The organism is Streptomyces sp. NPDC054847 (genome assembly GCF_053610925.1).
On the sequence record NZ_JBSGZJ010000003.1, the window covers coordinates 1 to 17,881 of the forward strand.

The 17,881-nt window shown below is 71.2% G+C and carries 18 protein-coding genes; 9 read left to right on the forward strand and 9 right to left on the reverse strand.

Annotation, left to right across the window (positions count from 1 at the left end; all coding sequences use genetic code 11):
* Positions 1-22: 22 nt before the first annotated feature.
* Complete coding sequence (locus ACWGH4_RS01200; protein ID WP_453454263.1) at positions 23-490, reverse strand: MarR family winged helix-turn-helix transcriptional regulator; 468 nt, start codon at positions 488-490, stop codon at positions 23-25.
* Positions 491-594: 104 nt separating this feature from the next.
* Between ACWGH4_RS01200 and ACWGH4_RS01205 the strand changes: the two genes are divergently transcribed.
* Together ACWGH4_RS01205 and ACWGH4_RS01210 are read left to right on the forward strand one after the other, a co-directional pair.
* Positions 595-1,008 (forward strand): organic hydroperoxide resistance protein, encoded by a 414-nt coding sequence (locus ACWGH4_RS01205; protein WP_441264928.1) that lies wholly within the window; start codon positions 595-597, stop codon positions 1,006-1,008.
* Positions 1,009-1,207: 199 nt separating this feature from the next.
* On the forward strand, positions 1,208-3,292 hold the full coding sequence (locus ACWGH4_RS01210) for a SpoIIE family protein phosphatase (RefSeq protein ID WP_453454264.1): 2,085 nt from the start codon (positions 1,208-1,210) through the stop codon (positions 3,290-3,292).
* Positions 3,293-3,336: 44 nt separating this feature from the next.
* Here the strand turns inward: ACWGH4_RS01210 and ACWGH4_RS01215 are convergent, their stop codons facing one another.
* The 3 genes from ACWGH4_RS01215 to zapE all read right to left on the reverse strand — a co-directional run bounded on the left by ACWGH4_RS01215 (position 3,337) and on the right by zapE (position 6,372).
* On the reverse strand, positions 3,337-4,725 hold the full coding sequence (locus tag ACWGH4_RS01215; protein WP_453454266.1) for an alkaline phosphatase PhoX: 1,389 nt from the start codon (positions 4,723-4,725) through the stop codon (positions 3,337-3,339).
* Between the two features lie 100 nt (positions 4,726-4,825).
* Entirely contained in the window at positions 4,826-5,254 is a 429-nt protein-coding gene (locus ACWGH4_RS01220) for an OsmC family protein (protein ID WP_453454268.1), read from the reverse strand.
* A 35-nt stretch (positions 5,255-5,289) separates the two neighbouring features.
* Entirely contained in the window at positions 5,290-6,372 is a 1,083-nt protein-coding gene (gene zapE / locus ACWGH4_RS01225; RefSeq protein WP_453454270.1) for a cell division protein ZapE, read from the reverse strand.
* An 81-nt stretch (positions 6,373-6,453) separates the two neighbouring features.
* On the opposite strand from zapE, the gene ACWGH4_RS01230 reads away from it, so the two are divergent.
* The 4 genes from ACWGH4_RS01230 (at position 6,454) to msrB (ending at position 9,815) form a co-directional block, all read left to right on the forward strand.
* Positions 6,454-7,293 carry a pyrimidine reductase family protein gene (locus ACWGH4_RS01230; protein WP_453454272.1) on the forward strand — a complete coding sequence of 280 codons (840 nt, stop codon included), beginning with the start codon at positions 6,454-6,456 and terminating at the stop codon, positions 7,291-7,293.
* A gap of 152 nt (positions 7,294-7,445) precedes the next feature.
* A complete protein-coding gene (locus tag ACWGH4_RS01235; RefSeq protein ID WP_441264934.1) occupies positions 7,446-7,916 on the forward strand; it encodes an indole-3-glycerol phosphate synthase in 471 nt (156 codons plus the stop codon).
* A gap of 83 nt (positions 7,917-7,999) precedes the next feature.
* Complete coding sequence (gene murC, locus ACWGH4_RS01240; protein WP_453454274.1) at positions 8,000-9,394, forward strand: UDP-N-acetylmuramate--L-alanine ligase; 1,395 nt, start codon at positions 8,000-8,002, stop codon at positions 9,392-9,394.
* 13 nt (positions 9,395-9,407) lie between these two features.
* Positions 9,408-9,815, forward strand: coding sequence for a peptide-methionine (R)-S-oxide reductase MsrB (msrB, locus tag ACWGH4_RS01245; protein ID WP_441264936.1), 408 nt, complete (start codon positions 9,408-9,410; stop codon positions 9,813-9,815).
* A 60-nt stretch (positions 9,816-9,875) separates the two neighbouring features.
* Here the strand turns inward: msrB and ACWGH4_RS01250 are convergent, their stop codons facing one another.
* The 3 genes from ACWGH4_RS01250 to ACWGH4_RS01260 form a co-directional block, all read right to left on the reverse strand.
* Complete coding sequence (locus tag ACWGH4_RS01250; RefSeq protein WP_441264937.1) at positions 9,876-10,373, reverse strand: peptidylprolyl isomerase; 498 nt, start codon at positions 10,371-10,373, stop codon at positions 9,876-9,878.
* A 64-nt stretch (positions 10,374-10,437) separates the two neighbouring features.
* The gene (locus ACWGH4_RS01255; RefSeq protein ID WP_453454277.1) at positions 10,438-11,094 is read right to left on the reverse strand and encodes a response regulator; all 657 of its coding nucleotides are present in this window, start codon (positions 11,092-11,094) and stop codon (positions 10,438-10,440) included.
* On the reverse strand, positions 11,091-12,323 hold the full coding sequence (locus ACWGH4_RS01260; protein WP_453454278.1) for a sensor histidine kinase: 1,233 nt from the start codon (positions 12,321-12,323) through the stop codon (positions 11,091-11,093). The genes ACWGH4_RS01255 and ACWGH4_RS01260 overlap by 4 nt, the downstream gene beginning before the upstream one ends.
* 133 nt (positions 12,324-12,456) lie before the next feature.
* Here ACWGH4_RS01260 and ACWGH4_RS01265 point away from each other — a divergent pair, with 133 nt between their 5' ends.
* From ACWGH4_RS01265 to ACWGH4_RS01275, 3 genes are read left to right on the forward strand one after another with little or no spacing between them, the layout of a single operon-like run.
* Positions 12,457-13,365, forward strand: a complete 909-nt coding sequence (locus tag ACWGH4_RS01265; protein WP_453454280.1) for an ABC transporter ATP-binding protein — start codon at positions 12,457-12,459, stop codon at positions 13,363-13,365.
* Positions 13,362-14,201, forward strand: a complete 840-nt coding sequence (locus tag ACWGH4_RS01270) for an ABC transporter permease (RefSeq protein WP_453454282.1) — start codon at positions 13,362-13,364, stop codon at positions 14,199-14,201. Before ACWGH4_RS01265 ends, ACWGH4_RS01270 begins: the two co-directional genes overlap by 4 nt.
* Before the next feature lie 42 nt (positions 14,202-14,243).
* Positions 14,244-14,846, forward strand: a complete 603-nt coding sequence (locus ACWGH4_RS01275) for an HIT family protein (RefSeq protein ID WP_453454284.1) — start codon at positions 14,244-14,246, stop codon at positions 14,844-14,846.
* 32 nt (positions 14,847-14,878) lie between these two features.
* Here ACWGH4_RS01275 and ACWGH4_RS01280 read toward each other — a convergent pair whose 3' ends face one another.
* Both ACWGH4_RS01280 and ACWGH4_RS01285 read right to left on the reverse strand, forming a co-directional pair.
* Positions 14,879-15,568: a hypothetical protein gene (locus ACWGH4_RS01280; RefSeq protein WP_453454286.1), complete on the reverse strand. Its 690-nt coding sequence runs from the start codon at positions 15,566-15,568 to the stop codon at positions 14,879-14,881.
* The gene (locus ACWGH4_RS01285) at positions 15,562-17,844 is read right to left on the reverse strand and encodes a hypothetical protein (RefSeq protein WP_453454288.1); all 2,283 of its coding nucleotides are present in this window, start codon (positions 17,842-17,844) and stop codon (positions 15,562-15,564) included. The genes ACWGH4_RS01280 and ACWGH4_RS01285 overlap by 7 nt, the downstream gene beginning before the upstream one ends.
* Positions 17,845-17,881 lie beyond the last annotated feature (37 nt).

Here is a 17,881-nt window from a genome sequence, read left to right on the forward strand (position 1 = left end):
GGTCCGGGGGCGGAGCCCCCGGTTACGCACCCGCCGCGTCCAGCGTCCGCGTCAGGGCGTCCAGCTCCTCGCGCAGCGCGCGGATCCGTGCCGGTGTCAGCCCCGTCGCCTCCGCGATCCGCCGCGGCATGCCGAGTGCCTTCTCGCGCAGCGTGCGCCCCGCCTCCGTCGGCCGGGCCGTCACCGAGCGTTCGTCCTCCGTGCTGCGCCGGCGTTCCACGTAGCCCGACGCTTCGAGGCGTTTCAGCAGGGGGGACAGCGTCCCGGAGTCCAGACGCAGGTGTTCGCCGATCTCCTTGACGGGCAGTTCGCCGTGTTCCCAGAGGACCAGCATCACCAGGTACTGCGGATACGTGAGGCCGAGGTCCTTCAGGACCGTGCGGTACACGCCGTTGAACGCCCGGGACGCGGCGTGCAGCGAGAAGCAGATCTGGTGTTCGAGGCGGAGGAAGTCCTCGTCCGGGACGTCCGCCAGTGTCTTCTTCTCCATGCCCCCACCCTACCAAGCGGCGGCCAATTAAGTTGTGCTCAATTTAATTGTGTGCTTTGATTTGGGTCATCGGTTCCCGACCACGACGAAGAGGGATGCACCCCATGGACGCCATCTACACCGCTGTCGCCACCGCCAACGGCCGCGAGGGCCGTGCCGTCAGCTCCGACGGCCAGATCGACCTTCCGCTCGCCTTCCCCGCGGCCCTCGGCGGCAACGGACAGGGCACCAATCCCGAGCAGCTCTTCGCCGCCGGGTACGCCGCCTGCTTCGCCAGCGCCATGGGCGCCATAGGCCGCCAGGAGAAGATCGACGTCAAGGACGCCTCCGTGACCGCCGAGGTCAGCATCGGCAAGGACACCGACGGCGGTTTCGGGCTGTCCGTGATCATGCGTGTCGAGCTTCCCGACCACCTCCAGGGCGAGGTCGGCGAGGAGCTGCTGAAGAAGACCCACGCGTACTGCCCCTACTCGAAGGCCACCCGCGGAAACCTGCCGGTCGAGATCGTCGTCGAGTGACACCGTCCGGTCGCCCCGTGTGATCACCCCTGGCCGGGCCCCGCAGTTTCCGCGGCGCCGTGACCGCCCCGGCGGCCACGGCGCATGCTGGAAAGGGCGGGGAAAAGGTGCTCGGCCCCGTGATTGCGCTTAGCTTGGCGTGGACCGGACCCGCACAGCAGCCGCGCTGTCGTGAGCAGCGTCCGAAGGTGGTGAAACCGTGTCGGATGCCGACGCCCCGAACCACGCCGCACCCGCGGGGGACACCCTTGCCGCGGCCCTTCTGGAGGTGCTGTTCGCCAGATCGGCGGGTGCCCTCCATGTGCTCGACGACCAGCTCACCGTGGTCCGGGCCGACGGCCCGGACGCGGCGGGGGACGTCGCGGGCGCCTTCCTGGGCCGGCCGTTCACGGAGGTCTACCGGCTCGACGAACCCCACGCGGCGGAGAGCCTGCTCCGGGAAGTACTGATCAGCGGCAGGCCCGCCACGGAACAGGTGTTCCGCGGTCGCCGCGTCGACGAGGAGGGCCCCGCGCGCAGCTTCCTCATGGAGGCCTACCGCCTCGACGACTCCCGCGGCCGTCCACTCGGGCGGGTGCTGGCCTGTATGGCCGATGTCACCCAGCGTGAGAAGGCCCGTAGGCGCAAGGCCGCCCTCGCCGCGGTGCGGGAGGCCGTGGGCCGGACGCTTGACGTGACGGCGACGGCGGAGGCGTTCGCCGGCGCCGTCGTACCGGCGTACGCCGACATCGCCGTGGTCGACGTGCTGGACGACGTACTGCGCGGCACCGTCCCCCTCGCAGGTCCGCCGGAGCGGGACGTGCCGCTGCGGCGGGCCGCCTTCCGCAGTTGCGACGAGGCCGCGGTGCCGGCGCGGCCCGTGGGCGACGTACGGGGCCTGGCCGACCTCACGCCGTACGGCAGGGTGCTCGCCGACTTCCAGCCGCGGCTCGTCGCCCTGGACCGCGACGCGCCCTGGCTGAGGGCGGACCCCGGCCTCGCCCGGGCGATCCGCGCGTCCCGCGCCCGTTCCATGATCGTGGCGCCGCTGTCGGTGCGCGGTGCCCCGCTCGGGCTGGTCACCCTCTACCGCTGCGACGACGCCGAGCCGTTCGAGGAGGCGGACCGGACGCTGGTGCTCAGCCTGGCCGCCCACACCGCGCTCAGCATCGACAACGCCCGCAGGTACGAGTACGACCACACCGTCGCCTCCACCGTCCAGCGCCGCCTGCTGCCGCCGAGGACCGCCGCGGGACCGGCCGTCGAGACCGCGCACCTGTACCTGTCCGGGCACAGGAGCGGCTGCTGGTTCGACACGATCGGCCTGTCCGGGGCCCGGACCGCGATGGTCGTGGGCAACGTCAGCGGGGAGGGCATCGAGGCCGCGGCGGCGATGGGCCAGTTGCGTATGGTCATCAACGCGCTGGCCGCCCTGGACCTCGAGCCCGACGAGCTGCTGGCCAGGCTCAACGACACCGCCAACCGGCTGGCCCGGGAACGCGCGGCGCTGCCACCGGGGGACCCGCTGCACCGGCAGCCCTTGACGGCCACCTGCACCTACGCCGTGTACGACCCCTTCACCCGCGTCTGCGCCGTCGCACGCGCCGGACACCCGGCGCCGCTCGTCGTCCGCCCGGACGGCAGCACGTCGACACCCGACGTGGCCGAGGGGCCGATGCTCGGCTCCTTCGACACCGCGCCGTGCCCGGTCACCACCGTCACCCTCGAAGAGGGCAGCCTGCTCGCCTTCTACACCGGCGGGCTCGATCACGACGGGACCCTCGCGAGGCCCGCCAGGAAGGCCCTCGCCCACCCGGACCACGAACTCGCCGAACTCTGCGACGCCGTCGCCTACACCCTGCCGGCGGACGCGGGCCCCGAAGGGATCGCACTCCTCCTCGCGCGTACGGGCAGCGTCGTCGCGGACCATGTGGCCGAGCTGGAACTGCCGCACGAGCCGACGGCACCCGCCCTCGCCAGGACCTTCGCCCGAGATCTCCTCGGCGCCTGGGGCGTCGACGACGAGACGGCCTTCGGCACCGAGCTGATCGTCAGCGAGCTGGTGACCAACGCCGTGCGCTACGGAATGCCGCCGCTGCGGCTGCGGATCATCCGCAGCGACACGCTCACCTGCGAGGTGCACGACGCCAGTTCGGTCTCCCCGCACCTGCGCCACGCGCGCACGGTCGACGAGGGCGGGCGGGGACTGTTCATCGTCTCGGAATTCGCCGGGAACTGGGGCACCCGCTACACCGGCGGCGGCAAGGTCCTGTGGACCGAACAGCCCTTGCCGCCACCGGACTGACTCCGGCGGACCTCAGTCCCGCGCGCGGCCCGGGACCGTGCCGCTCAGGACCACGGTCCGGTGACCGCGAACGTCGTGCCGGGCGTGTAGCAGTTCACGTACATCGTCTCCCCGTCCGGCGAGAACGCGACACCGGCGAACTCGCCGTACTCGGGCTCCTCGGGCGTTCCGATGTTCTGCGCGTTCCTGGCCGCCGGGTAGACGCGGCCGCGCCGGGTGACGCCGTACACATGCTGTTCGCCGCCGCCGTCCTCGCACACCATCAGGCCGCCGCTGGGCGCCAGGCAGATGTTGTCGGGAGACTCGCCGGGCAGCTGGATGTCCGTGTCGGGGCCGAAGACGATGACCAGGGTGAGGCGCCGCCGGTGCGGTTCGTACTTCCACACCTGACCGTAGTGGTCGCCGGCGGACCCTTCCGAGCTGCGGGCGTAACTGGACACGAAGTACACCGACTTCCCGCCCCAGTAGCAGCCCTCCAGCTTCTGGGCGTGGGTGATGCCCTTCGGCCCGAAGTCCTGGAGCCTGATGGGCGTCTCCTTCGCCTGGCTGTCCGGTACGGGCGCCCATTCGACCCCGTCGAACGAGGCGCCGGTCTCCTGGATCCCGGACAGGTCCGGCACGCCGGGCACCCGCATCGCCTCGAGTGCGCCGCCCGCGCGGAGCGAACCGGTGCCGCCCAGCGGCCTGTCGGGCAGGAATCGGTAGAAGAGGCCGAAGGGGCGCTGGAAGGCGTCCTCCGTCTCGTACACGATGCCGGTCCGCGGGTCGACGGCGATCGCCTCGTGCTGGAAGCGGCCCATCGCGGTGAGCGGCACGGCGCCGGTGCGGTGCGGATCGGCGCCGTCGACCTCGAAGATGAAGCCGTGGTCCTTGGTGTAGCCGTTGGTGCCGGCCCGGTCCTCGTTCTCCTCGCAGGTCAGCCAGGTGTTCCAAGGCGTGGGCCCACCCGCGCAGTTGACGGCGGTGCCGGCGACAGCGACCCGCTCGGAACGGACCTCGCCCCGGCTGTCCAGTTCGAGCACCGTGCAGCCGCCCTTGGCCGCGGGGTCGTAGGTCAGGCCCGGGACAGTGGGCACGCCGATCCTGCCGGTGTGCCGGTTCTCGTGATTGCGGACCAGGTGGGTCCGTCCGCGACGGCCGGCGAACGCGGCCATGCCGTCGTGGTTGCCGGGGACCGGTCCTTCGCCGGAGAGCAGTGGCTCGCCCTCACGGGACAGGACCTTGTAGCGGAAGCCTCTGGGCAGATCGAGCAGACCGTCGGGATCGGGGACGAGCGGGCCGTATCCGGCGTGTCCACGGGCGGCCGCGGTGCCGGCGAAGAGCTCGGAGAACGCACCGCTGAAGAGAATCCCGGCACCGACCGCACCGGTTCCGGCCAGGACTTGACGTCGTGTTGCGGACATGAGGCAACTCCCTGCTGGGGGCACCCCCATGCCGAGGCGATGGGGGAGGACAGGTGACCCGCACGTGTGTATCACGCAGAAAACCCGACATGTAACCGTGCGGGCCCCTGTGCCTCGAGGTGTCGGTGTGTTAGACGAGCGACGCCGAGAGGGTGATCGTCGTGCCGGTCAGGGCCTGGCTGACCGGGCAGTTCGCCTTGGCGTCCTCGGCGGCCTTGACGAAGGCGGCCTCGTCGAGGCCGGGGACCTGGCCCTCGACGGTGAGGTGGATGCCGGTGATGCCCTCACCGGGCTGGAAGGTCACCTCGGCCTTGGTCTCCAGGCGGGCCGGCGGGTTGCCGGCGCCGGCGAGGGCGTGCGAGAAGGCCATGTTGAAGCAGCTCGAGTGAGCGGCCGCGATCAGTTCCTCCGGGCTGGTCCTGCCGCTCTCGGCGGGCTCGGTCCGGGCGGCCCAGGTGACCGGGTACTCGCCGACGCCGGACGAGTCCAGGGTGACGACACCCTTGCCCTCGAGGAGACTGCCTTCCCAGACGGTGTGAGCCTGACGCGTGGTGGCCATGATGGTTCCCTTCAGATCGGGTTACGGCCCCAAACCTACTGCGCCACCAAGGCCTTCGCGTCGCGTGCCAGCGCGGTGAGCCGGGAGATCGCCCGGAAGTACTTCTTCCGGTAGCCGCCGTTCAGCATCTCGTCACTGAAGAGCTTGTCGAACGGCAGGCCGGACGCGAGCACCGGCACCTCCCGGTCGTAGAGCCGGTCGGCGAGCACGACCAGCCGCAGCGCGGTCGACTGGTCGGGCACGGGCCGGACGTCGGTGAGGCACACGGCCCGCAGCCCGTCGGTCAGCGCTCCGTAGCGGCTGGGGTGCACCTTCGCGAGATGCTCCAGCAGATTCGGGAAGTCGTCCAGGGACGCGTCCTTCGTGGCGTACGCGGCCTTGGTGACCTGCTCGTCCGAGTACGGGGGAGGGGCCTCGGGGAGCCCGCGGTGACGGTAGTCCTCGCCGTCGATCCGCAGCGGGCGGAAGTGCGCGGACAGGCCCTGGATCTCCCGCAGGAAGTCGGCGGCCGCGAAGCGTCCCTCGCCGAGCTTGCCCGGCAGCGTGTTCGAGGTCGCCGCCAGTGCCACGCCGGCGTCGACGAGCCTGCCGAGCAGCGTGGAGACGAGGACGGTGTCGCCCGGATCGTCCAGTTCGAATTCGTCGATGCACAGCAGCCGGTGCCCGCTCAGGGTCTGCACGGTCTGCTGGAAGCCGAGCGCCCCGACCAGGTTGGTCAGCTCGACGAACGTGCCGAACGCCTTGAGCGCGGGGTCCGCCGGGGTGGCGTGCCACAGCGATGCGAGCAGGTGCGTCTTGCCGACGCCGTACCCGCCGTCGAGATAGACGCCGCGGGGACCGGCCGGAGCCGCCGGGGCCTTCCTGGCGAACCAGCGCCGCTTCCCGCCGCCGGCGGGGTGCGCCGTGCCGAGGCCCGCGGCGAAGTCGCCCAGCACCTTGACCGCCTCGGTCTGGCTGGGCTGGTTCGGGTCGGGCACGTACGTCTCGAAGCGGACCGAGTCGAAGCGCGGCGGCGGCACCATCTCGGCGACCAGGCGGTCGGCCGGGACGTGCGGCTCGCGGGCGCACAGCGACAGGGGAACGGCTTCGGTTATCGGGCTGGTCGGCACAGTAACCAACTGTAAGGGCCTGCTCCGCGGATCTTGCCCAGGGCCCCGGCTGCCCCGGCCGGGGCGGGTCCGCGTGCCAGACTGCACCGTATGCGACGCCTGTTCCCTGTGACCGACCAGACAACCGCGGCCGCCGACCGGGAGTGGTCGCTGGACGACCTCGCCGACGCCTACGCGTATCCCGAGCGGGGCGCGGCCGCGGGCGGCGAGGAGGGTGCCCACGGCAGCCCGGGGCACGGGCCGGCCGAGGCGCGGAGCGCCGGCGCCGGCGTGTGGCTGCGCGCGAACATGGTCTCGTCCCTGGACGGCGCCGCCCAGCACGAGGGCCGCTCGCAGCCGATCTCCTCCGACGCCGACATGCGGATCTTCGGAACCCTGCGGGGCCTGGCCGACGCCGTGGTGGTGGGCGCGGAGACGGTGCGTACGGAGGGCTACCGGCCCGCCCGGGCCCGTGACGCCTTCGCCGGGCGCCGGGCCGCCTCGGGCCAGAGCCCCGCCCCGGCGATCGCCGTGGTCAGCGCCTCGCTGAATCTCGACTTCTCGCTGCCGCTGTTCACCGAGCCGCTGGTGCCGACGCTGCTGCTGACCGGAGCGGCGGCCGCGCCGGAGCGCGTGCGGGCGGCGGAGCGGGCCGGAGCGGAGGTCGTCGTCGCGGGTGACGGGCCGGGTGTGGAACCGGCCAGGGCGGTGCACGCGCTCGCGGAGCGCGGCCTTGTGCGGCTGCTGACGGAGGGCGGCCCGAGGATGCTGGGTCAGTTCGCCGCCGCCGGGGTACTGGATGAGCTGTGCCTGACGGTGTCGCCGACGATGACGGTGGGGGACGCCCAGCGCATCGCCGGGGGACCGGTGCTGCCGGATCCCGCACGGTTCGCACTGGATTCCGTATTGGAGGAGGCGGGCTTCCTGTTCACGCGGTACCGGCGGCTCTGAGCCGGTGTTTTCCGGATCGGCTCCGGAGGTGACTTCGGGCAATTAGCGGAACTTACCGTTCCACTTAGCGTCCGACGGGCACACTTGATTGCGCACCCCGTGCGGGCACGGGGAAGGACGGTTTCCGCAGTTTCCGCAGAAGGGCTCCTGAGGTGTTCACAAGCGTATTGATGATCGAGAAGCCCCTGACCTCGGAGGACGTGGAATTCGTCACCACGCTGCACGGAGAGGAAGACGCCTCTTTCATCGTGCTGATGCAGCCGCGTGGTGATCAGGCCGACGTCCTGCTGCGCGCCATCGACGACGTGGCGATCGGCGATCTGAAGGACGCGGTACGGGAGGGCGAAGAGCCCGAGGGCGCGGAGGCCAAGGCACCCGCGCAGCGCGCACTGGAACACTCGCTGGCCGCCCTGCGGGCGGCCGGCTGCGAGGCGGTCGGCCACCTGGTGGAGGACCACCCGCTGGACAAGCTGAAGTCGGTGGTCGACGAGGCGGACGCCGACGAGGTGATCGTCCTGACCGAGCCGCACTACGTGGAGGAGTTCTTCCACCGCGACTGGGCCTCCAGAGCCAGGCACAAGGTGGGCGTGCCGGTGCTGAAGCTCTTCGCGCACAGCGAGTGAGCGGTGAGCGGGTCCGGAGCGCAGGGCCGCAGGCAATAGGGTGGGCAGCCGCACGTAGTCGTACATCTTGGGGAGAGAAGACCATGGCACCCGCCGTCCCTGGCGCGATGGAACGCCCGCACTTCATCGGCATCGGCGGAGCCGGCATGTCGGGCATCGCCAAGATCCTCGCCCGGCGCGGCGCGAAGGTCGCCGGCAGCGACGCAAAGGAATCGGCGACCGCCGACGCCCTGCGCGCGCTCGGCGTCACCGTGCACATCGGGCACGCGGCGGAGCACCTCGCCGACGACGCCACCAGCGTCGTCGTCTCCAGCGCCATCCGCGCCGACAACCCGGAGCTGGTGCGCGCGGCCGAGCTGTCCGTGCCCGTCGTGCACCGCTCCGACGCGCTCGCCTCACTGATGACCGGCCTGCGCTCGATCGCCGTCGCGGGCACCCACGGCAAGACCACCACGACGTCGATGCTCGCCGTCGCCCTGACGGAACTGGGCCTCGACCCCTCGTACGCGATCGGCGGCGACCTCGACGGGCCCGGCACCAACGCGCGGCACGGCGACGGCGACATCTTCGTGGCGGAGGCGGACGAGAGCGACCGCAGCTTCCAGAAGTACGACCCCGAGGTCGCGATCGTCCTCAACGTGGAGCTGGACCACCACGCCAACTACGCCTCGATGGACGAGATCTACGAATCCTTCGAGACCTTCGCCGGCAAGATCGTCCCCGGCGGCACGCTGGTGATCTCGGCCGACCAGGCCGGAGCCGTCGAGCTCACGGGCAAGGTCCGCGACCGCTCCTCGGTGAAGATCGTCACCTACGGCGAGTCGGAGACCGCGGACGTCCGCGTCCACAAGATCACCCCGCGCGGGCTGACCAGCGAGGTCACCGTCCTGCTGGACGGCCGTCTGCTCACCTTCACGGTCTCCGTCCCCGGCCGCCACTACGCGCTCAACGCGGTGGCCGCTCTCGCCGCCGGTGTCGCCCTCGGCATCCCGGCGCACAACCTGGCCTCCGCGATCGGCGCGTACACCGGCGTCAAGCGCCGCCTTCAGCTCAAGGGCGAGGCGGCCGGCGTCCAGGTCATCGACTCGTACGCGCACCACCCGACGGAGATGACCGCGGACCTCGAGGCCATGCGCGGCGCGGCGGCCGGATCCCGGCTGCTGGTCGTCTTCCAGCCCCACCTGTTCTCGCGCACCCAGGAACTGGGCACCGAGATGGGCCAGGCGCTGGCCCTCGCGGACGCCTCGGTCGTCCTCGACATCTATCCGGCCCGTGAGGACCCGATCCCCGGCATCACCAGCGAGCTGATCACCGACGCGGCGCGCGCCGCCGGCGCGGACGTCACCGCCGTCGGCGACAAGGCCGCCGTCCCCGAGGTGATCGCGGGAATGGCGAAGCCCGGAGATCTCGTTCTCACCATGGGCGCGGGCGACGTCACGGACCTCGGTCCGGACATCCTGGCCCGCCTGTCGAGCTGAGGAGGCGCGTTTCATGGCGTATGACGTCGAGAAGCCGGACGAGCAGTGGCGTGCGGAACTGACCCCGGGCGAGTACGCGGTGCTGCGCCAGGCAGGGACCGAGCCCGCCTTCGTCGGCGAGTACACGGACACCAGGACGGCCGGCGTCTACTCGTGCCGGGCGTGCGGTGCGGAGCTGTTCCGCTCCGACACCAAGTTCGAGTCCCACTGCGGCTGGCCGTCCTTCTACGACCCGAAGGACACCGACGCGGTCGAACTGGTCCCCGACACCTCCCACGGCATGGTCCGCACCGAGGTGCGGTGCGCGCGGTGCGGATCGCACCTGGGCCACGTCTTCGAGGGTGAGGGCTACCCGACCCCGACCGACCAGCGGTACTGCATCAACTCGATCTCGCTGCGTCTGGAGCCGGACGAGGCGTGAGGTGAACGGCACAGGGCCCGTCGGCACGCGCCGACGGGCCCTGTCGCGTATGCGGAGGGGTCAGGCTCCGACGACACCCGACTTGGCGATGGTGATCTTGGCCGAGGGGGTGCCGGAACGCGAGCCCAGGCCCTCGATCTTCTTCACGACGTCCATGCCCTCGACGACCTCGCCGAAGACGACGTGCTTGTTGTCGAGCCAGTCGGTGACGATGGTCGTGATGAAGAACTGCGAGCCGTTGGTGTTCGGTCCCGCGTTGGCCATGGAGAGCTGGCCGGGCTTGGTGTGCTTGAGCTGGAAGTTCTCGTCGGCGAACTTCTCTCCGTAGATGCTGCGGCCGCCCGTGCCGTTGCCGGCGGTGAAGTCGCCGCCCTGGAGCATGAAGTCGGGGATGACGCGGTGGAAGGAGGAGCCCTCGTAGCCGTAGCCGTGCTCGCCCGTGGCGAGCTCGCGGAAGTTCTTGGCGGTACGGGGGACCACGTCGTCGAAGAGTTCGAAGACGATCCGGCCCGCGGGCTCGTCGTTGATGGTGATGTCGAAGAAAACGTTGTTGGCCATTATTTCATCCTGGCATCCGGGGCCACCCGAATGCACATCCGCCCCTCCCATCAGCGGCCCGAACTCATCCGGACGCCGAGACCAGACCCGTCTCGTACGCGATGATGACCAGCCGTACCCGGTCCCTGGCATCGAGCTTGGAGAGCAGACGGGTCACGTACGTCTTGGCGGTGGCGACGCTGATGAACAGGGTCTCGGCGATCTCCGTGTTGGACAGCCCGCTCCCGACCAGCGTCAGCACCTCCCGCTCGCGGTCGGTGATGCCGGAGAGTTCACGCTTGCTTCCGGCGCCCGCGGGGCGCCCGGCGAACTCGCGGATCAGCCGGCGGGTCACGGCGGGGGCGATGAGACCGTCGCCGGCGGCCACCACCCGCACCGCCGCGAGGATGTCGTCCAGGGCCATGTCCTTGACCAGGAAGCCCGCCGCGCCGGCGCGCAGCGCGCCGTACACGCATTCGTCGTCGTCGAACGTCGTCAGGACGATCACATGCGTCCCGTCGAGCCGTTCGACGATCTGACGTGTCGCCTCGATGCCGTCCGTGCCTGGCATCCGGATGTCCATGACGACCACGTCGGGGCGCAGCTCCTCGGCGAGTGCGACGGCCTCCGCGCCGTCACGGGCCTCGCCGGCCACCTCGATGCCCTCCGCCTCCGTGATCACCATCTGAAGCGCCGCGCGGACCAGGGGCTGGTCGTCGGCGAGTACGACCCTGATGCTCATCGGACACCTGCCGGCACGGGCAGCCGGGCGGCGACCCGGAACCCGCCGCCGGGGCAAGGGCCGGCGGAGAAGTCGCCGTGCAGCAGGCCCACCCGTTCCCGCATCCCGACGAGGCCGTACCCGGTGTCCGCCGTCGCGCCGTGGCCCCGGCCGTCGTCGACGACCTCGATCGACAGCTCGTCCTCCCGCTGCTCGACGGTCACCCGGCAGGACCGGGTGCCCGCATGGCGCACCACGTTCGTCACCGACTCCTGGACGATGCGGTACGCCGACAGGTCGACCTCCGGCGGCAGCGGCCGCTGACCGCCCACCCTGCGCACCTCGACGCGGACACCCGCCGCCGTGGTCGCGGCCGCCAGCCCCTCCAGGTCCGCGAGCCCCGGCGTCCCGGCCGGCCCGTCCCCCCGGCCGCCGTCGACGGACTCCGCCTCGCGGAGCGCGCCGAGCATCCGCCGCAGCCCCGCCAGCGTCTCCCGGCCGGTGTTCTCCACCTCGCCCAGTGCCTCCTTCGCCCGCTCGGGCCGGCTGTCGATGACGCGCCGGGCCGCGCCCGCCTGGAGGGCGATGATCCCGATGCTGTGGGCGACCATGTCGTGCAACTCCCGTGCGATGCGCAGCCGTTCGTCGGTGACCGCCTGGGCGGTGGCCCGGTCGCGCAGCTGCTCGGCGTGGACCCGTGACTGGTGCGCCGACGTGCCCATGAGCCAGGCGACGACAGCCGTCAGCGCCACGGCCAGCTCCGCGGAGGTGCCCGTGTTCCAGCCGCTCAGCCACCGCGTGGCCAGAAAGCCGGCCAGCACACCCAGCGCCATGACGAGGGCGATCCCGCCGGTGCGGCGCGGCCGGGCGGCGGCGATGACATAGAGCGCGACGTCGACGGCGAGGAACTGGGCCAGCGGGATCTCGCCCACGCTCAGCGGCAGCGTCCCCAGCGCGGACGCGGCCAGCAGCCGGCCGACCGCGGCGAGCGGCCGGCGGCTCAGCAGGCGGCTGCCGTCCAGCGCCAGGGCAGTCGCCAGCGCCAGTTGGATGAGGCCGTCCCACCGGTAGATGAGCACTCCGGCCAGCACCGAGGGTTCCTCCTCGCCGGGCAGCCGGAGCCGGACGAGGAACGTGAAGACCAGGCCCGCGCACCAGGCCAGTGCCGTCCAGGCGCCGGGCGGCGCGCTCGACCACGACTTCGGGGGCCAACTGCCCTCGGGCGGGCGGGAACGCGGTGTCGCGGACATGGCGTGATCGTAGACGGAGGTCCCCCGGCCCGGAATCGGACCGCGGGTGTACAACCACGGTCGACGCGGCACCGCCGCGAATGCCCGCCCCGGCCCGATGCCGGACACGGCCCGGCCGGGGGAGCGTTGGCACATGATCGAGGTCAACGAACTGACGAAGCGTTACGGCGGTACGACCGCCGTGAAGGACCTGACCTTCACCGTGCGCCCGGGCCGGGTCACCGGGTTCCTCGGCCCCAACGGCTCCGGCAAGAGCACCACGTTGCGGATGGTGCTGGGCCTGCACGCCCCCACCACCGGCACGGTCACCGTCGACGGCCGGCCCTTCCGGGACAGGCGGCGAGGACTGAGGCACGTGGGCGCGCTGCTCGACGCCGGCCAGGTGCACGGCGGGCGCAGCGCGGCAGCCCATCTGGCGTCGCTCGCCCGGTCCAACCGCATCCCGCGCGCACGGGTCGACACGGTCCTGGAACAGGTCGGCCTCGCCGGCGCCGCGCGGCGGCGGATCGGCGGCTACTCCCTCGGGATGCGGCAACGGCTCGGGATCGCCGGAGCGTTGCTCGGCGACCCGCCGGTGCTGCTCTTCGACGAGCCGCTCAACGGGCTCGACCCGGAAGGCGTGAAGTGGGTGCGCGGGCTCTTCCGGGAACTCGCCGCCGAAGGTCGCACGGTGTTCGTCTCCAGCCACCTGATGTCCGAGATGGAGCACACCGCCGACGAACTGGTCGTCATCGGCCGGGGCGAGCTCATCGCAGCCGAGAGTCTCACCGCTTTCGCCGCGCGGGGCAGCGGCGCCGGCGTCACCGTCCGCACCCCCGACGGCGACCGGCTGACCGCCCTGCTCACCGCGGAGGGCGCGACCGTCCGCGCGGACGGCGAGGTGCTGAGGGTCACCGGGGCGACGGCGGCACGCGTCGGTGAACTCGCCCTCGACCACCGGATCCTGCTGCACGAGATCACCACCCGCAGCGCTTCACTGGAGGACGCCTTCATGGAACTCACCGCCGACAGCGTCGAGTACGCGGCAGGAGAGACCCGATGACGACCGCACTCGCACACCCCACGGCGGAACCCCGCGCCCGCTTCGTCGACCTCGCCGCCGCCGAGTGGCTCAAACTGTGGTCGCTGCGCTCCACCGGTTGGAGCCTGCTGGTCGCCGCGCTGGCGGTCCTCGCGTTCAACGCGGGCAAGGCCTGGGACAACGTCCGGTACTGGCCGGAGGGCGAACCCGGATACGCGGAGCGGTTCATCGCCGACGGCATCCCGCTGATGCACGCCTTCACCACCGACGCGGGCACGGTCATGATGCTGGCGGCCGGCGCGTTCGGCGCGCTCGCCGTCACCGGCGAGTACAGCACCGGGCTCGTCCGCACCACGTTCGCGGCCGTCCCCGCCCGCCGGTCGGTGATGGCGGCCAAGGTCTGTGTCGTCGCTACGGTCATGGCGGTCTTCGGCGCGGTCGTCGCCGCGGTGTCGTTCGCCGCCACCCAGGCGATCCTGTCCACCGAGGACGCCGGCGTCACCCTCGACCACCCGGGCGCCCTGCGCCTGGTCGTCGCCTCGGCGTTGCTCGCCCCGGTGGCCGCACTCGTCGGGGCCGCGCTCGGCACACTGATCCGGCACGGCGCGGGCGCGGTGGTCGGCAGCGTCCTGATCCTGCTGCTGCTTCCCCTGGTCCTCGACGAGGACCGCCACTGGTCGGCCGTCCTCGCGCACGCCATGCCCTACGTCGCCTGGATGCGCCTCGGTGACAGCGCGTACCACCCGGGCGCGGTCCCCTACCCGTGGACGACCGGCGGGGCGTGGACCGTGTACGCGCTCTGGGCGCTCGCGGCGGCCGCGGTGACGGTGACGACGGTGCACCGCCGCGACCAGTGAACCGTACGGTCCGAGACCGTGACCGTGTGCGAAGCTGCGGCCATGACTGTTGAACCGAGCGCGTACGTCAGGCGGTTGCCCATCGGGGAGCGGATCCCGTTCCCGTCCGAGGGCATACCGTTCTGGGAGGTCTTTCCTTACGAGGGGGATCTGAGGATCAAGGTGCTGGACGAGCCGACCCTGCCGGAGCCCCCGCGTCACGGTGAGGCGGGGGCCGAGGAGTGTGCGGCCTGCGGGAGCCCGGACACCGAGTTCCTGTGGACGGACGCCCACTGGCGGCTCAGCGCCGACCAGGAGCCGGGCGCCCTCCCCGCGACCGTACTGCTCCAGCCGCGCGGCCACTACGACCTGCACGAACTGCCGCCGGAGCGGGCGGCCGAGCTCGGCGGGATGCTCCAGCGGGTGGAACGCGCCATCAAGTCGCTGGGCGGTGTCGCCCGGGTCCACGTCAACAAGTGGGGCGACGGGGGCGCGCATCTGCACATGTTCCTGATCGCCAGGCCGGAGGGCATGATGCAGATGCGCGGCACCTGCCTGCCGCTCTGGGACGACGTCCTGCCGAAGGTCCCCAAGGACGTCTGGCAGGCCACCAACCGCCGGATCGCCGAGGCGATGGCGAAGGACGGCGGCAGCGCCCACGTCTGACCGCCGCGGGGCGGGGCCGGGACCACGTCACGTCACGCAGAAGGGGCAGGCGGCTCCTCGGGTACCACCGGCTTGTTCGCACAGTCGAAGGCGTCCGCCACGACCTTGGCGGAGTGCAGCAGATGCGTGAGATGCACCCGGGCGTCGGTGTCACCGGTGAGCGTGTCCGTCATCAGTCCCTCGATCGGGACCTCGCTCTCCTGCCGCGCGGGCGTGCCGGCGATCTTGCACCGTACGTACACTCGGTAGCGCGTCGCTCCGTCGGCGTCCTCGCCATGGACCAGTCTGACATCGGGATTGACCTCGGTCACGGTCTGCGCGGGGCTGACGTCCGACGCCTTGTCGAAGGGCTCGTCGAAGGGGAAGTAGGAGGGCCCGTACCGCACTTCGAACAGCCCGGCGCCGCCGGTCGCCCGGCAGAGGTCCGCCCGGAGGAACGTACGGGCTCCGCTGTCGTCGGGGCCCCAGTTCGCCACCTGCCGGTGGAACAACGAACGCGCCTTCTCCAGATCGTCGCCGGCCTCCGGGCGGGCCTTGCCGCCCGTGCGTTCCTTCAGCCACGCCGTGCCGGCGTCCCCCAGCAGCGCGTCGCAGGCGGAAGCGCCTGCGGTGGCCGGGGGCGGGTCCTGAGTGTTGCCGTCCTCGCCGGCGGTGCAGGCACCCGCACCGAGCAGGACGACGGCCACCGCGGCCGCCGTGAACCGCCGTCGCACCATCACCACCCCCGCGCCGCTTCCGTGCCGCCGAGCCGGCCGCCGTCGTTGTAGCGGCCCTCCGCACGCTCGGCCAGTCTCCGGATGTCGTCGTCACTCATTCCCTGCGCCTCGGCGTAGTTCAGGAGCGGTGTCATGGCGTTTCTGCTTCCGTCGTACTTCGCCTTGTCGATGCCCGCGACCGAGTCGTCGAAGTTGTCGAACTCGTGGTCCTTCAGCCACTGCATGGTGTCCGTGGAGACCTGCGTGTTGATGGCCCCGCCGACCGTCTCGATGGCCAGTGGCACGGCGACCATCGCCAGCGGGCCGGTGGGGACGATCAGAGCGGTGGCCGCACCGACGCCCACACCGACCGCGGCCTCGGCCGCGAACTTGCGCCACTCGCCCTGCTTCTCCAGCTCGAGATTGCGCTGGTCCTTGTCGTCGGCGAACTCCTTGCCGATCGCCTCGGCCCGGGCCTGGTCCAGCAGACCGTGCATCCTCGCGCTGTTCACACCGGCGTCGAGCGCGTCCGACTGGTTGCCCTGGGCGGCCATCGAACTCGTCCCGTAGACCTGCTGGGCGGTGGCGACCGTCTCGTACGAGCCCTCGTCGGAGGCGAGCGCCCGCAGGAAGTTCTTGCTGCCCGTCTCACCGAAGTCGCGCAGGCGCTGCTCCTCGAAGTTGTACAGACCGTCCCTGCCCGACGCTGCTCCGGTGCCGCCCCAGTCGGCCATCGAGTAGTTGAGGCTGTCGATGTGGCCGGCCGCCATGTTGGCCAGGCTGTCGCGGATGCCGTCCTGCTTGTCGATCACGTCGGCCGACTTGTAGTGGTCCACGACCCGGTCCATGAGGAGGGTGCGCTCCTCGCGGGCGGCGATGGCGTCCGCGCTGTCGAGGGGCGGGATCGACGGGGTCTTGTCGTCGTACGCGTACCCGAGCGTCCCCGCTTCCAGGGCGTGGCCGAGGTTCTTGAACCCCGTCGTCTTGCCGTCCTCGTCGGTCGGCCACTCGCGCGCGCCCTCGCCACCCTTCTCGACGAGGTAGTCCCAGTTGCTCATCGCGTCGTCGCCCTTGCCGGACGATCCGTCGAAGAACTTAAGGGACGCCTCGGGGTTGTGGCCGAGTGCTTCCATCAGGTCGGCGACCGGGTCGCTCTCCGGCTTGGTGGCGCCGGGCGGGTAGGAGAGCTGCGCCGGGTCCCAGTGGCTGTTCCAGAGCTGGCCCGGGCCGCCCAGTACGGGGTCGTCCGACTTGCGCTCGAACTCGAGCAGCCGGGTGCCGTACTTGTTGAGGAAGTCGGTGTCCCACTTTCCTTCGGTCATCAGGGGGCCGAGGACCTTGAAGCCGTACGGGGCGCTGGGGATGCCGCTGCTGGACTTGATGTGGTCGTCGCCCAGTTCGATCATCCGGTCCTTCCACTGCTGCATCTCAGGGGAATCGGACCGGCTGGCGTTGGCGAGGGTGATGCCGAGATTGTCCTGGACCTTGGCGAGGATCTTCGCGCGGTCGCTGCCCGGTTCGGGCGTGCGTCCCTGCCCCGGGTCGGCGATGCTGCGCCAGAACTCGAGGGTGCCGTCGGCGCCCAGCTTGGTCGCGAACCGCTCGGCGAAGGCCGGATTGTCGCGGTGGTACTTCGCGATCTCGTTGAACCGCTTCAGCTCCGCGTCCGTCAGCTGGTCGCCCTTGCCCGCGAGCTCGACCATCGCGTCGGCGTCCTCGATGCCCTGCCGGCGGTCGGCGTCCTTGAGCCCGCTGTAGCCCTGCTCGTCGAAGTCGTACTTGCTCTGGGCGTGCTTGCGCAGCGCACGCGCGGCGATCCGGTCGGTCTCGTTCGCCGCCTCCAGGATCTTCGCGATCTCGGCCGCGGCGCTGTCGACGACTTCCTGGCTCGGCTGCTCCTTGGGGCCGCCCTCGACCTCACGCGGCGGGCCGGAGTACATCGCGGTGCCCTTGGCGTCGATGTGGATCCACTTCTTGGCCCATTTGTCGATGGCGGCCTTCAGGTCGTCCTGGTTCTTCTTCAGGTTCGTCGCGGCTTCCTGAAGGATCTTGTGGATGCTGCGGGCCTCGATGACCATGTCGTCGAACTGGCGGGCCGTCGTGGTGGTGAACTCCTTGGTGACGGTGGCGTTGTCGCCCTTCCAGTCCGCGGCGTTGGCCTTGCGCTCGAAGTCGGCCGCGTTGATGCCGCCGTCGCCCCCGTCGGCGAGAAGGACGAGTTTGTCCAGCATCTGCTTCCACTGCGTGACAGCCGTGTTCAGCTTGCCGAAATTCAGGTCCTGCAGTTCCTGGCACGTCACCATGTCGTGTTCCCGATTCCCCGTTGCCCTCGTGGTGTGC